Below are 25868 nucleotides of genomic sequence, written 5' to 3'. Positions count from 1 at the left end.
TCCTTGGCCAGTGATTCGCGGAGCTTCTCGAGGTTCGGCGCTTCGGCATAGCTCACCTCCATCAGGGTGCCGCCGGTGAACTCGACGCTGAAATGGAGTCCCTTGGTGACCAGGAAAAACACGGCGAACAGAAAGGTGACCAACGAAATGACGTTGAACACCAGCGCGTGCTTCATGAAAGGGATGTCTTTGCGGATGCGGAAAAATTCCATGATGGCGGTTCCGTTTCTATGTGGTTGCGCGTCTTAGTTGCCCGGCTTCCACACCTGGCCGATGGCCAGCTTGTCGAGCTTGCGCTTCTTGCCGTAGATCAGGTTCACCAGGCCGCGGGATACGAGGATGGCACTGAACATGGAGGTCAGGATGCCAAGGCAGTGGACCACGGCGAAACCCCGCACCGGCCCCGAGCCGAACACCAGCAGGGCAACGCCGGCGATCAGCGTGGTGACGTTGGAGTCGAGAATGGTGTCGAATGCCCGGTCATAGCCTGCCGAGATGGCGGCCTGGGGTGTTGATCCGTTGCGCAGTTCCTCTCGAATGCGCTCGTTGATCAGCACGTTGGCGTCGATGGCCATGCCAAGGGTCAGCGCGATGGCCGCAATACCGGGCAGGGTGAGGGTGGCCTGCAGCAAGGAAAGGAGGGCGATCAGCAAAAGCAGGTTGGAGGCCAGGGCCAGCACCGAGACGAGACCGAAGAGCATGTAGTAGGCGCACATGAAGATACCGATCGCCACGAAGCCCCACAGGGTCGAATGAAAGCCCTTGCTGATGTTCTCGGCCCCAAGGCTCGGGCCGATGGTACGTTCTTCAATGATCTCCATCGGTGCTGCCAGGGAACCTGCCCGCAGCAGCAGCGCGGTGTCCGTGGCTTCCTCGGAGCTCATGCGACCGGAAATCTGGACACGACCACCACCGATCTCCCCGCGGATGACCGGGGCGGTGACCACCTCTCCCTTGCCCTTCTCGATCAGCAGGATGGCCATGCGCTTGTTGACGTTCTCGCGGGTGACGTCCTTGAAAATGCGGGCACCGGCCGAATCCAGGGTGAGGTGTACGGCAGCCTCGTGGGTCTGGCCGTCAAATCCTGGCTGGGCGTCGGTGAGGCGCTCACCGGTGAGGACCACTTGCTTCTTGACGAGCAGGGGGCGCCCTTCGCGGTCGTTGTATATCTCCGTGCCTGGCGGAATGGCGCCGTTCATGGCCGCCTCGAGGGCGCCGGGTGCATCCTCCACCATGCGGATCTCAAGGGTGGCCGTGCGGCCCAGGATGTCCTTGGCCTTGGCCACGTCCTGCACGCCGGGGAGCTGCACGACAATCCGGTCAATGCCCTGTTGCTGGATGACGGGCTCGGCGACGCCAAGCTCGTTGATCCGGTTGTGCAGGGTGGTGATGTTCTGTTTGAGTGCGAATTCCTGGATGGACTTCTGGGCCAGCGGATTGAGCGTGGCGGTGATCTTGAAGTCTGCGCCGTCCTGGCCTTCCGTCAGTTGCAGATCGTTGGTGCTGGCCATGATCACGGCACGAGCCCGTGATTGGGCTTCAGCATCGCGGAACTTGATGACGACAGTCTGGCCTTCCCGGGTGATGCCCGCGTGGCGCACGTTCTTGTCGCGCAGCAGGGTGCGCAGATCGCCGGTGGTGGAATCAAGCCGCTTGGTGACCGCGCCCTTCATGTCTACTTGCAGAAGGAAGTGCACGCCACCCCGCAGATCGAGGCCCAGGTACATGGGCAGCGCACCGATGCTGGTGAGCCATTGGGGGCTGGCGGAAAGGAGGTTGAGGGCCACCACATAGGACGGATCGGCGGCGTCCGGATTGAAGCCCTTCTCTATGGCATCCTTGGCCTTCAGCTGTGTGTCCGTGTCGCGAAAGCGCGCACGCACACTGTTGAAGTCGGAAAACAACCCATCGTGCTGGATGCCGGCGGCGGCGAGGATTTCGTCGACGCGTTTCTGGGTGGTGCCTGCGTCCAGTTTGAGCGTGGCCTTGCCGCTCGAGACCTGTACGGCGGGAACCTCACCGTAGAAGTTCGGCAGGGTGTAGATCAGGCCCCACAGCAGGACGAGCCCGATGAGGAGATTCTTCCAGAGAGGATAGCGGTTCATGGTCTGGCGGGAAGGATGGGGTACAGGCCCGGCGGCCAAAGTAAACCGGTGCGTGTGCACCGGCTGGGCGCCGCTCAGATTGACTTGAGCGTGCCCTTGGGCAGAACGGCGCCAATAGCCTGCTTCTGAACGACGATCTGGGTGTTGGTCGCGACTTCCACGGTCACATAGGCATCACTGATGGCGACAACCTTGCCGACGATGCCGCCACCGGTCAGGACTTCGTCATTCTTCTGCAGGCCTTCGAGGAGGGCCTTGTGTTCCTTGGCGCGCTTCATCTGCGGGCGGATCATCAGGAACCACAGTACCGCGAACATGAAGATCATCGGCAGAATGCCGGTCAGACCGCCCAGGGGGTCCTGTGCGGCGGCCGGTGCGGCCTGGGCAAAGGCGTTGGAAATCAGCACATTGAACTCCGGAGTGAAGATGCAAGGGGCTGGATTATAGCAGTACCCGGCGGCCTGCCTTCGAGTGCCTGTCGTTGGGGGGGGCGGTACGCAAAAAAGCGGCGTCTGTCTTGCGACAGACGCCGTCAAGTCTCCACAAGGGAGAGGAGGGAGAAAAACACGGTTGCGCCACCGCCCTGGGGCGGCGGCAGGCGCCCTTAGGCTGCCTTGTTCATCTGGTTGCAGAAGCGCTGCCAGTTGGCAGAGATCACGGAAAACATCTGTTCCGCCGCGAGCAGGGGCATCAGGCCCATGCGATGCTGGGTGCGCATGAAGGATTCGACATGGGGGGCGCAAAGCGTACTTTGCTCTTCGGCCAGCAGTTCGAGGAAGCGGGCTTCAGCCGCACCCCAGAATTCCGAGGTGCCTACCCAGCCGGTATCTGCAGTAGCTTCGCGAAGGGCCTTGCGCCACAAGGCTTCGGCGCGTTCGACGGGAACACCCGCTTTGCGGGCGTGCCAGTGAAGTAGTTTTGGTGCTTTCATTTGCTGTTACTCCTATGTTGGGGCATCAAACAAGCCGAGCTGATTTCTATGTCGGAGCCGTGTATTTTGGTGCGATGCAAAATTGCCTTTTTTGGCATATTTGCTGCTGTCCAAGGGTTCCTTCAGCTTCTGGTAAGTCTTGTTTGTTGCATTGCACAATTTCAGTTTAGGTGCTTGCGGTGCGCACTGCAAGCGCCTTTTCAATTTGTTTCAAGTAATCCGTCACGTTGGCGCGGCGTTTTCGCAACACCCGCCGGTATCCGCCAATGCAGGGCACTGGCAGTAGAATGTGGCGCTTCGCCGCATTCCGTGTCACCCCATGTCCCAGCTTCTCGAACACCTCAACGCTGAACAGCTCGCTGCGGTGACCTTGCCGCCGCGGCACGCCCTGATTCTGGCAGGTGCAGGTTCCGGCAAGACCCGCGTGCTCATCACGCGCATTGCCTGGTTGTTGCAGAACGGCTATTGCAGCCCCCAGGGCATCCTTGCCGTAACCTTCACCAACAAGGCTGCCAAGGAGATGCTGACGCGGCTCTCGGCCATGTTCCCGATCAACACCCGGGGCATGTGGATCGGGACCTTCCATGGCTTGTGCAACCGTTTCCTGCGTGCCCACCATCGGGATGCCGGCTTACCTCAGCTATTTCAGATCCTCGATACCGCAGATCAGCTCGCATCGATCAAACGCTTGCTGAAAACCCTCAATGTGGACGATGAAAAGTATCCACCACGCGACCTGCAGCACTTCATCAACGGCCAAAAGGAGGCGGGCTTGAGGCCGGCTGCGGTCGAGGCATGGGATGACTACAGCCGCCGTCGTGTGGAGCTTTACATGGAGTATGAGGCACAGTGCCAGCGCGAGGCAGTTGTGGATTTCCCCGAGTTGTTGCTGCGCAGCTACGAGTTGCTGGTGCGGAATGAGCCGATACGCCGCCATTACCAGGCGCGTTTCCGCCATATCCTGGTGGATGAGTTTCAGGACACCAATGTGCTCCAGTACCGCTGGCTGAGCTTGCTGGCCGGTAAGGGCGAGGAGGGGGGGGCCAGTTTGTTCTGTGTGGGTGACGACGATCAGTCCATCTATCGTTTCCGCGGTGCTGAAGTCGGCAACATGCGGGATTTCGAGCGGGATTTTCGCGTTGAAAACGTGATCCGCCTGGAGCAGAACTATCGCTCCCACGGCAACATCCTTGATGCGGCCAACGCGCTGATTGCCAACAACACCAGGCGTCTGGGCAAGAACCTATGGACGGATCGCGGGGCGGGGGAGCCGATCCGCGTCTATGAAGCGTTTGCCGATTCCGATGAGGCTCGCTGGATCGTCGACGAAATCCAGTCTCTGGTTCGTGACGGTGCCAGTCGTGCCGACATCGCGCTTCTTTATCGCTCGAATGCCCAGTCGCGGGTGCTGGAGCATCAGCTTTTTTCCAGCGGCATTGCCTACCGGGTATATGGGGGGCTGCGCTTCTTTGAGCGTCAGGAGGTGAAGCACGCTCTGGCCTATCTGCGCCTGATCGCCAATTCTGATGACGATACCGCGTTCACCCGGGTCGTCAATTTCCCGACCCGCGGCATTGGCGCCCGATCCCTTGAGGCCCTGCAGGATGCGGCCCGGACTTGGAATACGCCGCTCTACCAGACAGTGCCTCACCTCTCCGGCAAGCCGGGCTCATCCCTCGCGCAGTTTGTGGTGTTGATCGAGCGCCTGCGCAGTGAGACGCGGGATCTGCCGCTGCATGAGATGGTCGAGCACGTGATCGAGGTGTCTGGTCTGCGTGCTCACTACAAAGCGGAAAAGGAAGGGCAGGAGCGGCTCGAGAACCTGGATGAACTGGTCAATGCGGCTGCGAACTTCAGCGCCGAGGTGGGCGCCGGCCAGGCACCCGGGGATTCGCCGTCCGCTGCCGATTCGGTGCTTGCCGAGTTTCTTGCGCATGCGTCCCTGGAGGCGGGCGACCATCAGGCGGATGCGGGTACGGAGGCAGTGCAGTTGATGACGGTTCATGCCGCCAAGGGGCTTGAGTTCGACGTGGTCTTTCTGAGCGGCCTTGAGGAGGGGCTTTTCCCCCATGAGAACAGTGCCCAGGAGGCGGACGGTCTGGAAGAGGAGCGGCGCCTGATGTATGTGGCCGTCACCCGGGCGCGCCAGCGTCTCTATCTGAGCTTCACCCAGAGCCGGATGCTCCATGGCCAGGTGCGCTATAACCTGCGCTCCCGCTTCCTGGAAGAAATCCCGGAAGGCCTGACCAAGTGGCTGACGCCGCCCAATCCGCGCCGCAGTTTCGCGCCCGAGCCCTCCGCGCGCTATTACAACCCCGGAGCCGCCAAGCCGGCCATGGCTGCCATGCCGGCGCCTCCGCCGATGAAGTCCCGCGACCTGGGGGGGCTGCGGATCGGCCAGAGCGTGCGGCATGCGCGTTTCGGCGATGGGGTGATCGTTTCTGCCGAGGGCAGCGGCAATGACGCGAGGGTTCAGGTGAAATTCGCCGAGGCGGGCAGCAAGTGGCTGATGCTGGCGGTGGCGAAGCTCACCGCGGTTTAGGCCTGGATGACTTGTCGGCCTTGGCCGGATCCGTATGCCTGCTGCTTCATCATCAAGTGGGTCAGCAGCCAGCCGCAGGTCATGGCAACAAAGGGCATGACCGGGTAGTGAAAGCGGGATTGTCCCGAAAAAACCATTGCGATCAGCGTGGGGTAAAGGGCCAGCGTGTAGGGCAGCAGCCACCAGTCAAATCGGGGGGGCGTCAGCTTCGCCTTCCTGGAAAGCAGGAGAAACCCGGCCCATAAAAAGCCTGACATGAGACAGATATAGTAGGCCTGATTGGCATAGCGTACGGCGCGGAACCATAGTGCGTGGGCCGCGTATCTTTCTTGGTCGGCCTGGAAAGACCACTCGGACTCACCGTCTGGTCCCCAGAGGCGGAAGGCCTTGAGCGGAATGAGTTCCATAAAGCGCCCCGGGTTTTCCTGAATCCACTCTTTTGCAAGCCTGCGTGCCTCCTTGTCCACCTCCAGCTGTGCCGACACGCTTCGATTGATCCCGGTCACTAATGGATCCTTCTCGGAGTAGCCTCCTCGGGCGCTTGGGTTGTTTCCGGTCAGCAGCGTAAGCCCACCATTCGTTGATACGAACACCCATTCCCCGAACACTTGGTAGTTGCGATAGCTCCAGGGGGCTACGACCAGTAAGGCCACAAGGACGACTGTGAGAGCACGGGCAACGGAGCTTGCGACATGCTTGATCGTCATGGGTGAGCGCAGCACCGCCACGCCAAAGATCATTGGAATCACGAGCAGCGATTGCGCCTTTGTCAGTGTTGCAACTCCGAAGATGACGCCTGCGAGTACTCTGCTTGCAGGGCTCTGGCGAGCGATCAGAAGCCAGCAGCCCGCGAGAAGAAGAGTGGTGTAGAAGACCTCGGTCAGCATCAAGGGTACATATCCGATGCTGTTGGGATAGATCGCCAGGAGCAGGAGTCCAAGGCGAGCAGCGGCTTCCGAGCGGAAAAGATGACGGCCGAGATCAAGAGTGAGCCATCCCGCAAGCACCGAACAGGCCAAGTTGAAAAGCTGGGCAGCCAGGATCGAAACGCCGAAGGTCTTGAATATCAGCGCGAGCACAATTGGCCAGCCTGGGGGCCAATAGGCCGTAGCTATGCCGCCTTCCGAATAGCCCTCACCCTGCGACAGACGGGCGGCCGCACCAACATACCAGAGGGCATCCGAGATGGGGGTGATGGGAACAAGAAGCACTGCCGCCCGTGTCAGTGCGAAGATGAGGAAAATCAGGGGAAGCGTGCCTGGCTTTAAAAGCCAGGCGAACATGTTTTGCGGTTTCATCATCGTCTCGCTTGAAATCCGGCTTCTTGATGTTCCAGTCCCATGTGTATCGGCTGCGGGAGAAAGCTACAGGCTCGGAATCGGATCTGAGACCGTCAGTTCGTTGTTCGTTGTAGAAAGGCGTCCGACGCAAGTGCTCACATCATCAATGCGCGTCTTCGGTGTGCTTGAACGTCCAGTAGGAGTTCAGAAAGTAATTGACCAATGTGGCAGGGATGATGCCGGCGAACTGATGGAGCTGGGGTGGGTAATCCGGCAGAAGCATCGAGAGCCCAACGAAGGTCGAGTAGCTTACGCCCAGCGACAGCAGCGAGACGGCATTGAACTTGATTCCGCGAGTTCTCATCCGATCCTTGGTCTTCCTCCATCGGAAAGTCCATCCGTTATTCAGGAAGAAATTCGTTACGATGGATAGCTCAATGGCAATCGGTGATGCTCCGTATTTGTTGAATCCCTGGGCGAGCAAGATCGTGAAGACTCCGAGATTGACGACAACCCCCGAGGCTCCGACGATAATGAACTTCAGGAAGGTTTTTGAGCTGTCGAAGCGAATCCACCAAGCGTTGAGTATGAACTCGATGATGTCACGGATGCCCAGCTTGGACTCTCCATGCGTTCGGTCAATGAAATTCACCGGGATCTCGACAATCTTGGCTTTGCAGGTCTTTGCTGCGTGGAGAAGGGCCACCTGAAACGCGTACCCCTGGACTCGCAACTTGTCGAAGTCAATGCGCCGCAGGATGGACGTTCGAATGGCCCGAAATCCGGCTGTGCAGTCTCTGACTGAATAGATTCCGGCGAGATAGCGAGCAACGATATTCCCAAATCGCGAATTCAGACGGCGATAAAGGCCCCACTCGTCGGGGATCGTTCCCCCGCGGACATACCGACTACCAATGACGAAGTCTGCACCCGCATCAATCGCAGCAAGGAGGCGAGGCACGTCCTCGGGCTTGTGGGAGAAATCGGCATCCATCTCGAAGACGATGTCTGCAGACAGTTCCTCCATGGCGTGGCGCATCCCGCGAATATATGCAACGCCCAGACCTTGCTTCTGGCCGTTCAGGAGGTGCAGGTTGGGGTGGGATGCCTGGAGGCCTTGCACGACGTCGGCGGTTCGGTCGGGAGAGTTGTCGTCCACAACCAGTATGTGCATATCGTGGCGAATGCACTTGAACTCCTCCTGCAGGGCTTGGACCAGTGCAGCAATGTTGTCCCTTTCATTGTAGGTCGGGACAATGATGACGGTTTTCAGAGGTGTTGCATTCATGTTGCAATTTTGTAACTGGCGGAGAGACGGTGAGGTCAATATAGCCAAACACCTGAATTACACGCCTGTGCTCGGGGATTGGCTCCGGTTCCAGTGAATGGTATCGAAATTACTGCAATGCACAAGCATGGTGTGTTGTTGCCCGAGTGCACCCTGACGACTATCGCACGGACCAAGACAGAAATCGCCTGGAATGAAAACGGGGGTGCTGCAGTTGCGGTGCAGACTCATTGCCGTCGACCGTCTTTAGCACTTCGACGCAACCCGGCGTCTTGCACGTTGGTAGCCTGAGTCTGGTTGGGGAAGGTGGCTTGAAGTGTTCTTTGGGGGCAGTTCGAGGTGTCGAACGCCCGGGAGCGGGTGTTATGGGACGGGATGGGGTCGGAAGACCTCCTGATTCCGGTCTCCGTGCGCGTTGCCTGTAAGGCGATTTTTTTGACGGCGTTCCTGTTGCACGGTACCGCGACGGTTGCCCGCCGAGGCAAGGCCGTAGGTCATGGGAGTCGATGCAGGCTCTTCCCTGCCCGGCGCCCACGAGATGGGCGTCGAGGGTGTCCTTTGCGCGACGGATGTGCCGGTGGATGTGGGTTGTTCAGGCGCTGCGAAGCTCTCCATGCAGGGCAACGAACTCCTGCGCCAGCTTGTGCTTCGGGTCGAGATGGATCATGGGCTTGGCCTGTTCGTGGCTTTCACGGATCTTGATGGAGCTGGACAGATAGGTCTTGAAGATCGGAAGTCCTTCGGCAATCAGTTCCTGAACCAGCTTCTGAGGCAGGCTGGCACGGGGCTGGAACTGGTTCACCACGATACCTTCGACTTCCAGATCGCGGTTGTGATCGGCACGGATCTCCTGGACGTTTTCCATCAGTGCATAGAGGGCGCGGCGTGAAAAATCGTCGCAGTCGAAGGGGATCAGACACAAACGGGTGGCGATCAGGGCCGAGCGGGTATAGAAGTTGAGCGCCGGTGGCGTGTCTATGAACACGGCATCGTAGTCGTCGGCGAGCTCATCCAGTGCATCGCGCAGCTTGAAGATCTTGTAGCGGGATTCCAGCTTCCCCTGCAGCTCCTCCAGGCTTGGGTGGGAGGGCATGATCGACAGGTTGGGAAACGGCGTCGGGTGCACAAACTCTGCCGTCTTCTTGGGGCTGAACTTGAAGGACAGGGTCTGCTCGAAGAGCCCGGCCAGCGTGTCGTCAACGTTCTCCGCCGCATCACCCAGCAGGTAGTGGGTGGAGTTTCCCTGGGGGTCCAGGTCGACAACCAGCGTGCGTAGGCCCGTGTGGGCACTGATGGCTGCAAGATTGCAGGTGATCGTGGATTTGCCCACCCCACCCTTCTGGTTGAATACAACGCGTCGCATCGGTTCTCCCCGTTTTCTTGTGCTGTTTGGATGCGCGCGATTGTGCCATGCCTTGGACGGGGGGCTGAATTTACCGAGGGTGCCAAAATGGCGTGGGTCGGGTAAACTCGTACTCAAACAATAAGGCAAGCAGAACGTGAAGTCTTCGCGCCCTCCTCCCGGGCGCGAAACTCCGGTCGGGTGGTGGGGTAAGCACCGCTTGGCTGTCATACGAGGCACACGCTCGCCTCAGGGTACCCAGGACACATCCAGTTCCAGCCAGACCATCGGTGATTTCCCCCGCCAGTGGCACATTGTTGCCCTGACCAATGGGGGGCGGACCAATTTTTGAGAGAAGAGAGAACATGGACAAGGATTTCATTGCCGCAGCCCTCGACTACCACCGTAGCCCGACCCGCGGCAAGATTGCAGTGGTGCCGACCAAGGGCCTGACCAATCAGCGCGATCTGGCGCTGGCCTATTCGCCCGGCGTGGCCGCCGCCTGTGACGCCATCGTGGCCGATCCGGCCGATGCGCAGGAGTACACCTCCCGGGGCAATCTGGTGGCCGTGATCACCAACGGCACCGCCGTGCTCGGTCTCGGCAACATCGGCCCCCTGGCCGCCAAGCCGGTGATGGAGGGCAAAGGCTGTCTGTTCAAAAAGTTTGCCAACATCGACGTCTTCGACATCGAGCTTGCCGAGAACGACCCGGACAAGCTGATCGACATGATCGCGGCCCTTGAGCCCACCCTGGGTGGGGTCAACCTCGAAGACATCAAGGCGCCCGAGTGCTTCTACATTGAGCAGAAGCTGCGGGAGCGGATGAACATTCCGGTCTTCCATGACGACCAGCACGGCACCGCCATCATTTCGGCGGCGGCCATGCTCAATGGCCTGAAGGTGGTCGAAAAGAAGATCGACGAAGTCAAGGTGGTGGTGTCCGGCGCCGGCGCTGCGGCGATTGCCTGTCTCGAGCTTTGGTGTGGTCTCGGCATCACCCGCGAAAACATCATCGTTTGCGATTCCAAGGGCGTGATCTACGTCGGGCGCGACGAGAACATGGAGCCCACCAAGGCGCGCTTTGCCCAGCAGACCGCTTTCCGTACCCTGGCCGATGCCGTGGTTGGCGCGGACATCTTCCTCGGATTGTCCACCGCGGGCGTGCTCAAGCCCGAGATGGTCAAGACCATGGCTGACAAGCCCCTGATCTTCGCCCTTGCCAACCCGACCCCGGAGATCCTGCCCGAACTGGCCAAGGAAGTTCGCCCGGATGCCATCATTGCCACCGGTCGTTCCGACTACCCGAACCAGGTCAATAACGTCCTGTGCTTCCCCTTCATCTTCCGCGGTGCCCTGGATGCGGGCGCCACCAAGATCAACGAGGAGATGAAGCTGGCGTGTGTGAAGGCCATTGCCGAACTGGCCGAGGCCGAGCAGTCCGACGTGGTGGCGCAGGCGTACGGCGGTGCGGACCTCACCTTCGGCCCGAACTATCTGATTCCCAAGCCCTTCGATCCCCGGCTGATTGTCAAGATCGCCCCCGCCGTTGCCCGGGCCGCCATTGATTCGGGTGTGGCCACGCGCAAGATCGACATGGACGCCTATGTCCAGAGTCTCAACGAATTCGTATACCAGTCCGGCATCATCATGAAGCCGGTGTTCACCAAGGCCAAGGCCGTTGCCGCCGACAAGAAGCGCGTGCTCTATGCCGAAGGGGAGAGTGAGCGGGTTCTGCGTGCCGTGCGTGCCGTGGTGGATGAAAATCTGGCGCGTCCGATCCTGATCGGCCGGCCTGCGGTCATCGACATGCGTATCGAGAAGTTCGGCCTCAATCTCGTGGCGGGCCGGGATTTCGACGTGGTCAACGTGGAGTCGGACAGCCGCTATCGCGAGCTGTGGCAGGAATACTACCGGCTGATGGGGCGCGATGGCGTGACCCCCGACTCGGCGCGTGAGGCCATGCGTTCGGACACCACGCTGATTGGCTGCATGCTGCTGCGTCGTGGTGATGGCGACGCCCTCGTCTGCGGCACGACGGGGGGCTACGATCACCACTTCAACCATGTCCAGAACCTGATTGGCCTCAAACACGGTGCCAGCCTCTATGCAGCGATGAACATCCTGCTGCTGCCCCAGCGCATCCTTGCCATCACCGACACGTATGTGAATGAAGTGCCCAGCGCCGAGGAGGCGGCCGAGATCGCAATGATGGCGGCAGATGAACTCAAGCGCTTTGGGATCGAGCCGAAGGTGGCACTGCTGTCCCATTCCAACTTTGGCAGTGCCCGCAGCGCATCGTCCCGTCGCATGCGGGACGCCCGTGACATCCTTCGGATCAAGGCGCCTGATCTCCAGTGCGATGGTGAAATGCACGGTGACTCGGCACTTTCACCGGAGATCCGTGACCGCCTGCATCCCGACTCCACGCTGCATGGTGAAGCCAATCTGCTCGTGATGCCCAACCTGGATGCGGCCAACATCGCCTTCAACCTGCTCAAGATTGCCAACGGAGATGGGGTTTCCGTCGGCCCCATCCTGTTGGGCAGTGCCCGTGCTGTGCACATTCTGACGCCCTCCGCATCGGTGCGTCGGCTCGTCAATATCACCGCCCTGGCAGTGGTGGATGCCGCCGAGCAGCGTGAAGAATTGCCCGTCTGAGCTGTGATTGCCCCGGCCCGCTGAGCGGGTCGGGGTGCTTCAACCCGCTATTTGAAATTTCCCTCCGGTACAATCGACCCAATTGTTCCGCGAGGTGAGGCATGTCCCGTTTGATCCGCTTTGAGCGTACTGGCGGCCCCGAGGTCTTGCAGTGGGTCGAGTCCGATCTGGCGCCGCCTGCACCTGGCGAGGCACAGGTCCGGCATCATGCTGTCGGTCTGAACTATATCGACGTCTACCACCGTTCCGGCCTCTATCCAGTCCCCTTGCCTTCGGGTCTGGGTCTTGAGGCCGCTGGCGTGGTCGAGGCGGTGGGGGCAGGCGTGAGTGATTTGCGTCCTGGTGACAGGGTTGCCTATGCCGGCGGTCCCTTGGGCGCATATGCGGAGCGCCGCAACATTCCGGCCGACCGTCTGGTGCGTTTGCCGGATGCCCTCAGTTTCGAGCAGGGCGCGGCCATGATGCTGCAAGGCCTGACGGCCCAGTATCTGCTGCGCCGAACCTACCGGGTGCAGCCGGGTGACACCATTCTGATCCATGCTGCCGCGGGCGGTGTCGGCCTGATTGTCTGTCAATGGGCAAAAGCCCTGGGGGCGACGGTGATTGGCACCGTCGGTTCCGACGAGAAAGCGGACTTGGCCCGGCTGCATGGCTGTGATCATCCCATCGTCCATACCCGCGAGTGCATTTCAAGCCGGGTTCGGGAATTGACCGGTGGCGAGGGGGTACCGGTAGTCTATGACTCCATCGGCAGGGACACCTTCATGGATTCCCTGGCCTGCCTGCGGCCCATGGGTATGATGGTGAGCTTCGGCAATGCATCCGGCCCGGTGGAGACCTTCGATCCGGGCCTGCTCGGCAAGATGGGCTCCCTGTTCCTGACCCGACCGAGCCTCTTTACGTATTCAGCCCGACGGCAGGATCTGCTGGCGATGGCCGACGAGTTGTTTTCTATCGTTCTTTCGGGTCAGGTCAGGCTGTCGATCAACCAACGTTTTCCGCTGCACGATGCGGCTGTTGCCCATCAGGAGCTTGAGGCGCGACGCACGACGGGCTCGACCGTACTGGTTCCCTAGACATGAGAGATTTCTTGCCACGCAATGTTATTGCCGCACTGGCGCTCGGGTTTGCCGCCGCCCTTCCGGCCTTTTCGGCACCGCCTGTTGCGCCTCCGCCAGTGGTACTGACGCCTGTGCAGGCGGCCTTCATCCAGGCCGAGACGCGGCGCATTGAAGAGAGCTTCGTCCAGAAGGTCATGAGTATTGCGGGAGCCCGCCGCGAACAGGTGTTACGTGCCATTCCGGCCAAGGGGCGTCTGACTGATCGCCTGTCCCGCATCTATAGCTCTCTGGAGCGGGATCTGGGCGCGCCGCTCAGCGATGAGCAGCGCGCGCTCATATTTGCCGCGGATGGGGAGCGCAAGCAGGCACTGAAGGATCTTCCCGCACAAGCCGCCACCCGCTAGGGCGGCAAACGGGCGTCAGAACAGCTCGATATCGCTGTTGGGGGCTTCACGGGCCGACACCTTGCCGGAGGCAAGCAGGCGCTCGTAGCTGCTCACCTGATTGCGCCCGTTTTCCTTGGCGAAATAGAGCGCATCGTCGGCCCGGCCCACGATGTCGGGGATGGTGTCACGGGAATTGATGCCGGTGTAGCCGATGCTCACGGTTACGGTGCCGACCTGTGGAAACAGATGGCCTTCGACGCTAGCCCGCAGGCGCTCAAGGGCCACCGCAACTTCATCCTCGGATGTTGCCCGAAGGATGACCACGAACTCCTCACCGCCAAAACGAAACAGGCGATCCTGGTGGCGGAAGCTCTCCTGCATGATCCGGGCAAGGAGCAGCAGCACCTCATCCCCGTACAGATGGCCGAACTGGTCATTGACCCGCTTGAAGTGGTCCACGTCCACCACGGCCAGCCAGTGTCTGCCCTCGTCGTTCTGGCGCCGCCGAGGGGAGGCAGTGCTGTCGCCCGCGAGGTTCAACTCACCTGCCGACAAGCCCTGAAGGATTTTCCCCAGGTTGTCGTCGAAGGTCTTGCGGTTGAGCAGGCCCGTGAGGGTGTCCCGTTCGCTGTAGTCCAGCAGGCTGAGGTAATTGCGGTAGAGGCCCAGAAAGCCTTCGGCGGTGTCCAGTTCCTCGGTGGCAAGGGGCGTGCGGCAGACGACCTCAAGCACGCCCAGCACTCGCCGATCAACGTTGATCGGAAAGCAATGCACGTAAGCGTCGCGCGCGCTGTCATGCGCCCTTACGATTTGCGTCTGCTCGACACAGGCCACCATTTCCCGGCGCTGACCCAGAGGCGCGGCCATGCCTTCGTCGTCGAATTCCGACTGCACGTATCGCACGCCATCCTGGCCCACATGGGTGACCCGGGCCAGATAGTGTTCCCCACCGTGCTCGCTGACCTTGTAGAGATTGACCTCAAGCGCCTTGACCAATTCGAACAGCGCCGAGGCGACACCCAGCTCCAGCAGGGTTCTGTCCCGGTGCTGGGTGATGGATTCGACGTGCTTTAGAACGTGGATCATAGGTCGAAGGGGAATATTCAACTTTTCATTTTATCTTACTCAGTCACTTTTCCTGAGATATTGAAGAAGTTTGATCGGAGCGTGCCCCGCACTCCTTGGCCCAGCAAGGTCAGGAATCAGCCTTGCGTATAATCAACGGTGTTCACTGCCGACCGGCCCCGTCCCTTGAATTACGATACCTTCGCCAACCTGTTGTTTTCCCGTGTGCGCAGGGCCGATGTCACCCTGGCCCTGGTCATCATCAATGCAATCATTTTTGCGTTGCTCGTGGCCATGTCCCGGAACGCGATGCAGATCCCGTCCGATCTGCTCATCCGTGCCGGTGGCAATTTTGCGCCGCTGGTCCAGAAGGGTGAGCCGTGGCGCCTGTTTTCCGCACTTTTCCTGCACGGAGGCCTGCTTCATGTGGGGCTCAACATGTTTGCGCTTTACCAGGCCGGGCAGGTGGTGGAGCGTCTTTTCGGCCGCCTGGGCTTTCTGGTGATCTATGTTGGGGCAGGCCTGCTGGGCAATCTGGCAAGCCTGTGGTGGAAGCAGGGCAGTGTGAGCGTCGGCGCATCTGGGGCGATCTTTGGCGTTTATGGGGCTTTGCTTGCCTACCTGCTGCTGCAACGGGGGTCGGTGCCGGGTGAGGTGTTCAGGGAGATGCGGTCGGGCACCCTGGGCTTCATCGCATACTCGCTGTTTGCGGGTTTTTCCTTGCCAGGGATCGACAATGCCGCCCATCTGGGGGGCCTGGCGGGAGGGATTATTCTCGGCCTGGCCTTTGCCGAGCCCGTCGTCTCGTCGCGGCCTGTCCGCTGGCTAAGCCCTCGTGCGCTGGCGGGGGGCTTGGTGCTCGTCGCCCTTGGCCTGACGCTTTGGCAGCAGACACCGGAGGTGGTGCGGCGCTACCAGGCGGATTCCGCATATCAGCAGACGCTTCAGCGCTTTGTTCTGGACGAACAGGAGTTGTTGCGCGAACAGGCTGCGTTGATGGATTCGCTCCGCCAGCGCCGATTGACCGAGGCCGCTGCGCTGGAGGTTCTCGAGCATGATTTCCTGCCGCGTTGGGAGCGTCTCATCAATCAGCTCTCGGGCGCCACCGCGCCGGCCCCCAGCGAATGGCAGCGCCAGGAACTCATTGCCTACACGTCCACTCGCCGAGATGCGGTAAAAGCGCTGGCTCAGGCACTTGAAACCCGCCAGATGGTATGGGTCGAGCGCTCCCGTGCCTTGCAGGTGCAGGCCGACAACATCCTGCTTCAGATGCGCCTGCGTCACTCGGTGGAGGCCGGTCCGCGCTGATTGCCAGCGTTGCCGGAGGTGCCCATGGACTTTCTTCAGCAGATTCTTCTCATCCTGCTCTTGGTGGGTATCAGCGCCTTCTTTTCGGTGGCCGAGATTTCGGTGGCGGCATCGCGCAAGTCCCGGTTGGCGGTGTTGGCCGAAGACGGCAATGAGGGGGCTGCCCGGGTGCTCGCTCTGCAGGCGCGTCCTGGTCCTTTCTTCACGCTGGTCCAGATAGGCCTCAATGCGGTGGCGATCATGGGCGGCATTGTTGGTGAGGGGGCCTTCTCCCCGTGGCTGGCGGGCGCGCTGGTACCGCTGGTGCCGGCGGCCTACGTGGATACGCTGGCCTTTGCCCTGTCTTTCATGGTGGTCACGTCCCTGTTCATCCTGTTTGCCGACTTGATGCCCAAGCGCCTGGGGATGGCTGCACCGGAGCGCCTGGCAATGGCCGTGGCGGCGCCCATGGGTGTCCTGATCCGCTGGTTGCGCCCCTTATTGTGGCTTTACAACGAGGCTGCGGATCTGTTGTTCCGGCTGCTCGGGGTGGCAACCACCCGAAATGACACGGTGACACCGGATGAAATCATTGCGGTGGTTGAGGCCGGTGCCCAGGCGGGCGTGCTGGCCGAGCAGGAGCACGCCCTGATCGAGAATGTCTTTGGCCTTGACGCGCGCAGCGCGCCGTCGGCCATGACGACCCGCGACAGTGTGGTGTTCTTCACCCTTCAGGAGAGTGAGGAGAGCATCCGCCAGAAGATTGCCGGCCGGCCCTTCAACCGCTTTCCGGTGTGTGATGGCGGCATCGACACCGTGGTGGGCTACGTGGATGCCAAGGATCTGCTCAACCGCGTGCTGGCGGGGCAATCCCTGTCCATGAAGGCTGACGCCCCGATCAATCCGCTGCTGGCGTTGCCGGATACCCTGACCCTCTCCGAGGTGCTCGAGCGCTTTCGCGAGGCCCGCGAGGACTTTGCGGTGATCATCAACGAGTATGCCCTCGTGGTGGGCGTGATCACCCTCAACGACATTTTCAGGGCCCTGGTGGGCGATGATGTGGAGCAGGTCCAGGAAGAGCAGATCGTACGCCGGGACGATAGCTCCTGGCTGGTGGATGGCGCCACCGCTGCCGCCGACGTGATGCGCGTGCTCGACATCGACGACGGTGACGGAAGCGAGCATTACGAGACCATTGCCGGCTTCATGATGTACCACCTGCGCAAGATCCCCCGCCGCACCGACAGGGTGGATTTCGGCGGCTACCGCTTCGAGGTTATCGACGTGGACAACCACCGTATCGACCAGTTGCTGGTGAGCCGGCTGGGGCCGACTGCCGGAGAAATCTCCATCGAAGGGTGAAACCCGTGCGGGCAGGCGGGTAAAATCCCGGGATGCCCGAATCCCATTCTCCCCGCTACATCCACCTGCGTCTCCATACCGAGTACTCGATCTCCGACGGTATCGTGCAGGTGGACGCCGCCATTGCCCGCGCCGCCGCTGATGGCATGCCGGCCCTGGGTGTTTCCGATCTGGCCAACCTGTTCGGGATGGTCAAATTCTACAAGGGTGCCCGTGGCAAGGGCATCAAGCCAATCATCGGCGCCGACTGCTGGATCAGCAACGACACGGAGCGCGACAAGCCGACCCGGGTGCTCTTGATCTGCCGCAACCGCAAGGGGTATGGCCAGTTGTGCGAGCTGCTCACCCGGGCCTTCATCGAGAACAAGTACCGGGGCCGAGCGGAATTGCGCCGTGAGTGGCTAGATTCGGTCAGTGCCAGTGACCTCCTGTGCCTGTCCGGCGCCCGGGATGGCGATATCGGCCATGCCCTCGCCAATGGCAATGTTGCTTTGGCCGAGAAGCTCGCCGCCGACTGGGCGTCGCGTTTCCCTGGCGGCTTCTATGTCGAGATCCAGCGGGCCGGGCATCCGGGCACCGAGGTTTACATCCGGGATGCCCTGCAGATTGCTTCGCGCCTGGATCTGCCCGTGGTGGCAACCCACCCGATCCAGTTCACTCGACCGGAGGATTTCAAGGCCCACGAGGCCCGGGTGTGCATTGCCCAGGGCCACGTGCTTGCCGACAAGCGTCGTCCGAAGGATTTCACGCCCGAGCAGTATTTCAAGACCCAGGACGAGATGTGCGCGCTGTTTGCCGACATCCCGGAGGCCCTTGAAAACAGCGTCGAGATTGCCCGGCGTTGCTCGCTTACCGTGCAACTGGGCAAGAACTTCCTGCCCCAGTTCCCGACCCCGGAGGGCATGACCCTTGACGATTTCCTGGTGGCAGAGGCCCGTTCGGGCCTTGAAGTCCGCCTCAAGGAGCTGTTCCCCAATGAGGTTGAGCGGGAGCAGAAGCGCGAACAGTACGAGTCCCGACTCAAATTCGAGACCGATACCATCATCCAGATGGGCTTCCCCGGCTACTTCCTGATCGTGGCCGACTTCATCAACTGGGCCAAACACAACGGGGTGCCGGTGGGCCCGGGGCGGGGGTCCGGTGCCGGCTCGTTGGTGGCCTTCAGCCTGCGCATCACCGATATCGATCCGCTGGCCTACGCCCTGCTGTTCGAGCGCTTCCTCAACCCGGAGCGGGTGTCCATGCCCGACTTCGACATCGACTTCTGTCAGGACAACCGCTACAAGGTCATCGAGTATGTGCGCGCCCACTACGGCGCCGATGCAGTGAGCCAGATTGCGACCTTCGGCACCATGGCCTCCAAGGCGGTGGTCCGCGACGTGGGGCGGGTGCTCGATCTGCCCTACGGCCTGTGTGATCGCCTGTCCAAGCTGATTCCTGTGGTGCAGAACAAGCCCCTCTCCCTCGCCGAAGCCCGGGAGCAGGAGCCACAGATCAACGAGCTGATGGCCGATGGTAACGACGGCGAGTCTGTCCAGGAGCTGTGGAGCCTGGCCGAGCCCCTCGAGGGCCTGACCCGTGGTGTCGGCATGCACGCCGGGGGCGTGCTGATCGCGCCGGGCAAACTCACCGATTTCTGTCCGCTGTACATCGCCGACGGTGATGACGCCACACCGGTGTCCCAGTTCGACAAGGACGACGTGGAGGCGGTGGGGCTGGTCAAGTTCGACTTTCTGGGCCTGCGCAACCTCACCATCATCGAGCTGGCACTCGAGTACGTGAAGCGTCTCACTGGCGAGCGGCCGGACCTGATGAGCCTGGGTTTCGAAGACCAGGCGGCCTACCAGATCCTCCGTGAAGCCAACACCACGGCGATCTTCCAGGTGGAATCGGACGGCATGAAGAAGCTTCTCAAGAAGCTTGCCCCCGACCGTTTCGAAGACATCATCGCCGTGCTGGCCCTCTACCGTCCGGGGCCCCTGGGCTCGGGCATGGTGGATGATTTCATCCTGCGGAAGAAGGGTCAGCAGGCCATCGACTACTTCCACCCGGACCTCACCGCCTGCCTGTCACCCACCTATGGGGTGATCGTGTATCAGGAACAGGTGATGCAGATCTCACAGATCATCGGTGGTTATACCCTGGGTGGCGCCGACATGCTGCGCCGGGCGATGGGGAAGAAGAAGGCCGACGAGATGGCCAAGCATCGGGAGACCATCGCCGATGGTGCCCGCAAGAAGGGCTACGACCCGGCCTTGGCCGAGCAGCTCTTCGATCTGATGACCAAGTTCGCCGAGTACGGCTTCAACAAGTCGCACACGGCGGCCTATGCGGTGGTCACCTACCACACCGCCTGGCTGAAGGCCTATCACTGTTCGGCCTTCATGGCCGCCACCATGTCTTCGGACCTGGACAACACCGATACGATCAAGATCTTCTACGAAGACACGATTGCCAACCGCATTGCGGTGTTGCCGCCGGATGTGAATCAGTCCGACTACCGTTTTGTTCCCACCGACGCCAAGACAATCCGCTACGGTCTCGGTGCGGTCAAGGGCGTGGGGGAGCCGGCGGTACGGGCCATTCTGGCCGCCCGGGAGTCGGGTGGTCCGTTCAAGGATCTCTTCGATTTCTGCTGCCGTGTGGATAAGCGTCTGGCCAACCGCCGTGTGATCGAGGCTCTGGTGCGTGCAGGAGCCTTCGATGCACTCGACCCCGTGCAGCCGGCAGATCGTCACAAATTGCTGGCGAGCGTCGGCATTGCCATGGAAGCTGCAGAGCAGATTGCCGCCAACGCTCTGCAGGGGGGCTTGTTCGACATCCCCGGCGAAGTTGCCGCGCCAATGGTCGACTACGTCAAGGTGCGTCCCTGGGGCGAGCGGGAGAAGCTCAAGGAAGAGAAGCTGGCCATCGGTTTCTTCCTGTCCGGCCACCCCTTCAATGCCTTCAAGGACGAGGTGCGGCGTTTCGTGAGACGCCCGCTGGCCCAGGTTGAGCCCTCCAGGGATCTGGTCACCATGGCCGGTGTAGTCATGGAGGTCCGCGCCAAGATGACGGCGCGGGGCAAGATCGCCTTTGTGTTGCTGGATGATGGTACGACCCCGCGGGAAGTCTCCGTCTTTTCCGAGGTGTTCGACAACAATCGTCAGCGCATCGTGGTGGATGAGGTCCTGATCGTCGAAGCGAAGGTGAGCAATGACGATTTCTCCGGGGGCTATCGCATCGTTGCCGACAAGCTGATGACCCTCGGTGAGGCGCGGGGCCGCTATGCCAGAGCCTTGCAGTTGCGGCTCAATGGCGAAGTCGGTGATGCGGGGGGCGCGATCGCGGCGGCCGAACGTCTGCAGAGCGTATTGACACCCTTCCGCAACGGGGAGTGTCCTGTTCGTGTGCGCTACCGCAATGCCGACGCCGAGGGCGACCTGCCTTTCGGTGCAGGCTGGCGGGTCCGGCCCGACGACAGCCTCCTGGAGAGTCTGCGCGATTGGCTGCCTGCGGATGCGGTAGAAGTCATCTATCCCTGATTCTTCCCGTGCCCGGCCGCCAGGCACGGGGGAGGAGCTGGTGTTCAGCCGGAAATGATCAGGCTGCCCGGCAGCACGCCGACGCGGAGGATGTCGCCGAGGGCCTCCGCCGGCAGCGGAGGGCTGAACACGTAGCCCTGGGCGGCAACGCAGCCTTCGGCCCGGAGGACGTCGAGCTGCTCGTGGGTTTCCGTTCCCTCCGCGATCACATCCAGGCGCAGGCTGCGTCCGAGCTGGATCACGGCGCGCACGATGGCCGCGTCGTCCGGATCGTCGATGAGATCGTTGACGAAGCTCCGGTCGATCTTGAGGCAGTCCACGGGAAAGCGCTTAAGGTAGGCCAGGCTTGAATAGCCCGTTCCAAAGTCGTCAATGGACATGCGCACGCCGAGGGCCTTGAGCTCTGCAAGGGTGTTTTCGACCTGCGCTCCGGACTGCATCAGCAGCGATTCGGTCAGTTCCAGCTCCAGCCATTGGGGCGAGAGGCCGCTGGCCTCCAGTGCTTCCCGGACGGTGGCCACCATGTCAGCGCGTCGAAACTGCATGGCCGACAGATTGACGGCCACCGGGATGGGGGCGTAGCCCTGCGCCTGCCATGCCTTTGCCTGGCGGCAGGCCTGGTGGAGAACCCAGCGCCCGATCGGCACGATCAGCCCGCATTCCTCAGCGAGGGGGATGAAGCTGCTCGGTGGAACGCCGCCCAGCACGCCATTGAACCAGCGCAGCAGGGCTTCCACGCCGATGATGCGTCCGCTGGCCAGATTGACCTGGGGCTGGTAGTAAAGGCAGAACTCTTGGTTGTCGAGCGCCTGGCGCAGGGCGTTCTCGAGCTGAAGACGCTCCAACGCGTTGATGTTCATGACCTCGTCGAAGAATCGGTAGGTGTTACGCCCGCTCTCCTTGGCGTGGTACATGGCGGTATCGGCGTTCTTCATGAGGCTCTCTGCACACTTCCCGTCATCGGGAAAGAGGGCAATGCCGATGGAGAAGGAGGTTGCCAGCAGCTGACCATCAATGTCGAAGGGTGGCCCCAGGCGGTCGAGAATCTTCTCGGCCACCCGGGCGGCGTCGTCCGGCCCGTCCACATCGGTGAGCACGATCAGGAACTCATCGCCCCCCTGGCGGCTGATGGTGTCGGTTTCCCGCGTGCATTCAGACAGGCGCAGGGCGACACCCTGCAGAAGGCGGTCACCGGTCATGTGGCCGAGGGAGTCGTTGATGGTCTTGAAACGGTCCAGGTCGAGAAAGAGCACGGCGATCCGGCTGCCGTGGCGGACGGCATGGGCGAGGGCCTGATCGAGACGGTCCTGGAGCAGCGTGCGGTTGGGCAGCCCGGTCAGAGGGTCGTGCTGGGCGAGGTAGGCAATGCGCGCTTCGGAAGCCTTGCGCTCGGTGATGTCCGAAAAAACCGCCACATAGTGGGTGGTCCGTTCGAGCGTGTTGCGCACCGCGCTGATCGACAGGGCTGAAGGGTAAAGTGTGCCGTCCTTGCGCCGGTCGTGGATCTCGCCCTGCCAGAAGCCCAGGGTTTTGATGTCGCGCCACATGGCGTCATAAAAGCTCTTGTCGTGGTGCCCGGACCGGAGCATGCGCGGGGTGTTGCCCAGTGCTTCTTCCGGGCTGTAGCCGGTGACGTCGGTAAAGGCTCGGTTGACCGACAGGATGCGCTCATCCGCATCGGTGACGATGATTGCCTCGACGCTGTTGCGGAACACGGTGAGGGCGAGACGCAGTTGTTCCTCATCCTGACGTCGGGTCGTGACGTCGGCAATGGTCGTCACGACACCACAAGGCGTGGTCGGATCATCGTCGAAGAGAGGAACGGAATTGGTCCACAGCCAGCGCCGCGCCCCATCCCGGCGGTCGAGCCCCAGCAAGCCAGCCCGGGGCTGGCCGGTGGTGATGGCCTGCATTGCCGGGATCTGCGTCGGGTCAAGAGGTTCGCCGTCTTCGTTGAGGTAGGTGAGGAGGTTGCCATGAACATCCCACCCCGTCATTTCCGCTGCACTCAGTCCGAGGATGTGTTCGGCGCTTGCGTTGCATAACAGCAGCACGCCTTTGGCGTCGCGCATGACCACGCCCTCACCCATGGAGGCAAGCAGGGTGCTGAGGCGGTTTTCCCGCTCGCGCAGTTCGGCCTCCGTGTTGCGGCGATCCGTGATGTCGAGGCAGGAGCCGATGTAGCCGGCGAACTCGCCGGCCTTGTCGTATATGGGGCGGCCCGTGTCGATGATCCAGCGGTACTGGCCGTCGCTGCGGCGAAGGCGGTACTCCATCTCGAAGGGCGTCCTGACCGCGAAGTGCTCCAGATAGGTGCTGACGCAGCGGTCGAAATCCTCGGGGTGGATGCCACAGGTCCAGCCGTCACCGATCTCCTGCGCAAGGTTGCGGCCTGTGAATTCAAGCCAGGTCTGGTTGAAGTAGCTGCACTTGGCGTCGGTGCCCGCACGCCAGATCAGCGTGGGAAAGCGCTCGAACAGGGACATAGGAAAGTCCCAGATGTCTTGGCCATTTTCAGGAAAGGATGGAGTGGGCACGGCGGCGTGGCGGGGGCGCTTGTCGTGGGAGAAAGCCATCGGCTGATGACAGGATTCTAGACCGATCGGAGGCCGCTTGGCAGACCGGTTTTCAGGTTGCGTTGCGGGCGCTAAAGGGTTTCCAGGCGCACAAAACCCGTTTGCGCGGGGTGCTCTGCGCTCTCCCAGAAAAGCTCGGCCACACGGGCGGCAGGCGGCCCGCGTCGGGCCCAGGCGATCAGTGTTTCCAGGGCGGCCACGGGGCCGGCGACGAGGGCCTCGACGCTCCCATCGCTGCGGTTGCGGACCCATCCCGACAGCTTGAGGCGCATGGCCTCAGACTGCAGGGCATTGCGGTAGCCGACGCCCTGCACGAGACCGCGGATGCGTAGCAGACGAGCAGCCGGCTCAGAGGTTGTCTTCATCCATGAACCTCGGTAGCAGATCGCGGGATCGGGCCAGGGCGCCGTAGATGTCTCCGCAGATGTTGTTGATTCCCACCTCGTCTTCGAACCCGGAGCGGTGGATGAGGGAAGCGGGCTGCTGGTTGAGGTTGCACAGGATCAGCGCGCAACCATGCTTGTGCAGGCTCTTGCACAGGCTTTCCAGGCCCTCCAGGCCCGTGGTGTCGAGGTTCACCAGGTGATGCATGTCGAGTACCACCACTTCCGGGTGACGCTCGGCGGGGTCGAGCAGGGTTTCCAGCTTGTGGATGGCGCCGAAGAACAGGGTGCCGTAGAGGGAGTAAGCAACCACCCGGGGCGATCCGTCCGGATACAGGAAGTCCGGCATCATCGAGAGCTCGGTAAGGGGCAGGCGCTCGACGCGGGTCAGGTCGGACATTCGATAGATGAAGAACAGGCTGGCCAGCACCATGCCCAACTCGACCGCCAGGGTCAGGTCGAAAAAGACGGTGACGAAGAATGTGCTGAGAAGGGTGGTGCGGTAATTGACCGAAAAGCGCTCTAGGCCGCGGAACTCGTGCCATTCGCCCATGTTGATGGCGACCACGACGACGATGGCCGACAGGGTGGCCAGGGGAATGTGCTTGGCAAAGGGGGCGAAGACCAGCACCACGGCCAGCAGCACCAGTGCATGGACCATGCCCGCCACCGGGCTGCGGCCGCCGGTGCGCACGTTGGTGGCGGTGCGGGCGATGGCTCCGGTTGCTGCGAAACCCCCGAACAGCGGGGCGGCGAGATTGGCCAGCCCCTGGGCAATGAGTTCCTGGTTGGGGTCGTGGCGGTCCTCGATGGCCGCATCGGCGACCCGTGCCGACAGCAGGGACTCGATGGCGCCGAGCAGGGCGATGGTGAGGGCCGGCGAGATCAGCTTGCCGAGGGTCTCAAGGGAGAGCTGGGGCAACGCAAAAGCGGGCAGATCCTGGGGAATGCCGTTGAAGCGGGTGCCGATGGTCTCCACGGGCAGCTGCAGCAGGGCGTTGGCGGCGGTGGCGAGAATCAGCACGCCCAGGGGGCCGGGCAGCCGGCTCAGGGGTTTGAAGCGCTGGGCAAGCCGGTTCCACGACAGGAGCACGACGATGGACGCAATCGACAGGGCCACGGTGGGGAGGTCGATGGTGTCCAGGTGGGTGACGAGGGCCTTCACCTTGCCGAAGAACTCGCCGGGCAGGTGGTCGATCTGCAGGCCCAGGAAATCCTTGATCTGGGCGAGGAAGATAACCACCGCGATGCCGTTGGTGAAGCCGATCACCACCGTCTTGGGGATGAAGCGGATCAGGTTGCCGAGGCGAAACACGCCCATGGCGACCAGCATGGCGCCCGCCAGCATGGTGGCCACCAGCAGGTTCTGCACGCCGTATTCGACGACGATGCCGTAGATGATGGGGATGAAGGCGCCGGTGGGGCCGCCGATCTGCACCCGGGAGCCGCCGAGGGCGGAGATCAGGAAGCCGGCGACGATGGCCGTCCAGATGCCGGCGGTGGGCGACATGCCCGAGGCGATGGCAAAGGCCATGGCCAGGGGCAGGGCAAGGACGCCGACCGTCAGGCCGGCGGAGGCGTCACGGCCGAACTGCGCGCCGTTGTAGCCGGGCAGCGTGTCGAGAAGCTTGGGGTGGAAAACGATCTTCATGGAGCCTCCGCAATCGAGGGAAATTCGGGTTTGCGCCACGGGGCGCGCTTTGCGGAGGACGGGAGCCCGGCCCGGTACGATGCTGGACGATCCATCGTTTGCAGGCGGTCAGGGGCATGGTGGCCGGGCGCCGTTCAGGAGAAACGGCTGTCGTTGGCAGCCTTGTTGCCGGCGGAGGCGCTGTGCATGACCTCGACCAGCATCTTTACCGCGGCCACAAAGACGGTGGCAATGCCTCCGCCCACGCACAGCCAGGCCTGCAGGCTGCTGGCTGGAAAGCCGGGCAGCAGCGAGGCCCGGTCTTCCATGAGGTAGGCCGCCCCGAGGGCCAGAATCAGGACCCCGACAATGTCGAGGGCTGCCCAGCCCCAGAAGGCAGGCGTCAGGCGGGGTAGGGGAGAACGCGAGTTATCCATTGTAGTGAC

18 protein-coding genes and 1 pseudogene are annotated in these 25868 nt (G+C 61.8%); 7 read left to right on the top strand and 12 right to left on the bottom strand.

The genetic code is table 11. The annotated features are described in order from the left end of the window. The 4 genes and pseudogenes from J0L98_RS08875 to J0L98_RS08860 all read right to left on the bottom strand — a co-directional run. Nucleotides 1-212: pseudogene (locus J0L98_RS08875) on the bottom strand (protein translocase subunit SecF); the annotation flags it as partial. Between the two features lie 33 nt (nt 213-245). Further along, a complete protein-coding gene (gene secD, locus J0L98_RS08870) occupies nt 246-2105 on the bottom strand; it encodes a protein translocase subunit SecD (protein WP_296411333.1) in 1860 nt (619 codons plus the stop codon). Between the two features lie 74 nt (nt 2106-2179). Continuing rightward, nucleotides 2180-2512 carry a preprotein translocase subunit YajC gene (gene yajC / locus J0L98_RS08865; RefSeq protein ID WP_296411332.1) on the bottom strand — a complete coding sequence of 111 codons (333 nt, stop codon included), beginning with the start codon at nt 2510-2512 and terminating at the stop codon, nt 2180-2182. A gap of 197 nt (nt 2513-2709) precedes the next feature. Then, nucleotides 2710-3036: a hypothetical protein gene (locus tag J0L98_RS08860; protein WP_296405639.1), complete on the bottom strand. Its 327-nt coding sequence runs from the start codon at nt 3034-3036 to the stop codon at nt 2710-2712. Nucleotides 3037-3355: 319 nt separating this feature from the next. Between J0L98_RS08860 and J0L98_RS08855 the strand changes: the two genes are divergently transcribed. Next, the gene (locus tag J0L98_RS08855; protein WP_296411330.1) at nt 3356-5578 is read left to right on the top strand and encodes a UvrD-helicase domain-containing protein; all 2223 of its coding nucleotides are present in this window, start codon (nt 3356-3358) and stop codon (nt 5576-5578) included. Here J0L98_RS08855 and J0L98_RS08850 read toward each other — a convergent pair. From J0L98_RS08850 to J0L98_RS08840, 3 genes are all read right to left on the bottom strand, one after another. Beyond that, a complete protein-coding gene (locus tag J0L98_RS08850) occupies nt 5575-6879 on the bottom strand; it encodes a glycosyltransferase family 39 protein (protein ID WP_296411327.1) in 1305 nt (434 codons plus the stop codon). The genes J0L98_RS08855 and J0L98_RS08850 overlap by 4 nt on opposite strands. Before the next feature lie 142 nt (nt 6880-7021). Continuing rightward, the gene (locus J0L98_RS08845; RefSeq protein WP_296411326.1) at nt 7022-8146 is read right to left on the bottom strand and encodes a glycosyltransferase family 2 protein; all 1125 of its coding nucleotides are present in this window, start codon (nt 8144-8146) and stop codon (nt 7022-7024) included. Nucleotides 8147-8738: 592 nt separating this feature from the next. Further along, the gene (locus tag J0L98_RS08840) at nt 8739-9509 is read right to left on the bottom strand and encodes a ParA family protein (protein WP_296411325.1); all 771 of its coding nucleotides are present in this window, start codon (nt 9507-9509) and stop codon (nt 8739-8741) included. Nucleotides 9510-9853: 344 nt separating this feature from the next. Between J0L98_RS08840 and J0L98_RS08835 the strand changes: the two genes are divergently transcribed. The 3 genes from J0L98_RS08835 (at nt 9854) to J0L98_RS08825 (ending at nt 13613) form a co-directional block, all read left to right on the top strand. Next, nucleotides 9854-12148 carry an NADP-dependent malic enzyme gene (locus J0L98_RS08835; protein WP_296411324.1) on the top strand — a complete coding sequence of 765 codons (2295 nt, stop codon included), beginning with the start codon at nt 9854-9856 and terminating at the stop codon, nt 12146-12148. Nucleotides 12149-12249: 101 nt separating this feature from the next. Beyond that, nucleotides 12250-13224 carry a quinone oxidoreductase gene (locus J0L98_RS08830; RefSeq protein WP_296411323.1) on the top strand — a complete coding sequence of 325 codons (975 nt, stop codon included), beginning with the start codon at nt 12250-12252 and terminating at the stop codon, nt 13222-13224. 14 nt (nt 13225-13238) lie between these two features. Beyond that, on the top strand, nt 13239-13613 hold the full coding sequence (locus tag J0L98_RS08825; protein WP_296411322.1) for a hypothetical protein: 375 nt from the start codon (nt 13239-13241) through the stop codon (nt 13611-13613). 15 nt (nt 13614-13628) lie between these two features. Here J0L98_RS08825 and J0L98_RS08820 read toward each other — a convergent pair whose 3' ends face one another. After that, on the bottom strand, nt 13629-14681 hold the full coding sequence (locus J0L98_RS08820) for a GGDEF domain-containing protein (RefSeq protein WP_296411320.1): 1053 nt from the start codon (nt 14679-14681) through the stop codon (nt 13629-13631). 165 nt (nt 14682-14846) lie between these two features. On the opposite strand from J0L98_RS08820, the gene J0L98_RS08815 reads away from it, so the two are divergent. Genes J0L98_RS08815 through dnaE form a run of 3 tightly spaced genes read left to right on the top strand, consistent with a single transcriptional unit; the run spans nt 14847 to nt 20833 of the window. After that, nucleotides 14847-15968, top strand: coding sequence for a rhomboid family intramembrane serine protease (locus J0L98_RS08815; RefSeq protein ID WP_296411319.1), 1122 nt, complete (start codon nt 14847-14849; stop codon nt 15966-15968). A gap of 24 nt (nt 15969-15992) precedes the next feature. After that, a complete protein-coding gene (locus J0L98_RS08810; protein ID WP_296411317.1) occupies nt 15993-17309 on the top strand; it encodes a hemolysin family protein in 1317 nt (438 codons plus the stop codon). Between the two features lie 32 nt (nt 17310-17341). Then, entirely contained in the window at nt 17342-20833 is a 3492-nt protein-coding gene (gene dnaE, locus J0L98_RS08805; protein WP_296411316.1) for a DNA polymerase III subunit alpha, read from the top strand. A gap of 44 nt (nt 20834-20877) precedes the next feature. On the opposite strand, the gene J0L98_RS08800 is transcribed toward dnaE, so the two are convergent. The 4 genes from J0L98_RS08800 to J0L98_RS08785 all read right to left on the bottom strand — a co-directional run bounded on the left by J0L98_RS08800 (nt 20878) and on the right by J0L98_RS08785 (nt 25859). After that, nucleotides 20878-23409, bottom strand: a complete 2532-nt coding sequence (locus J0L98_RS08800; protein WP_296411315.1) for an EAL domain-containing protein — start codon at nt 23407-23409, stop codon at nt 20878-20880. A gap of 71 nt (nt 23410-23480) precedes the next feature. Then, complete coding sequence (locus tag J0L98_RS08795; protein ID WP_296411314.1) at nt 23481-23774, bottom strand: acylphosphatase; 294 nt, start codon at nt 23772-23774, stop codon at nt 23481-23483. Continuing rightward, complete coding sequence (locus J0L98_RS08790) at nt 23758-25443, bottom strand: SulP family inorganic anion transporter (RefSeq protein WP_296411312.1); 1686 nt, start codon at nt 25441-25443, stop codon at nt 23758-23760. The genes J0L98_RS08795 and J0L98_RS08790 overlap by 17 nt, the downstream gene beginning before the upstream one ends. Nucleotides 25444-25577: 134 nt before the next feature. Then, on the bottom strand, nt 25578-25859 hold the full coding sequence (locus J0L98_RS08785; RefSeq protein WP_296411311.1) for a hypothetical protein: 282 nt from the start codon (nt 25857-25859) through the stop codon (nt 25578-25580). Nucleotides 25860-25868 lie beyond the last annotated feature (9 nt).

The organism is Zoogloea sp. (assembly GCF_017302315.1).
GTDB lineage: Bacteria > Pseudomonadota > Gammaproteobacteria > Burkholderiales > Rhodocyclaceae > Zoogloea.
This window is presented reverse-complemented; position numbering and strand designations above follow the sequence as displayed.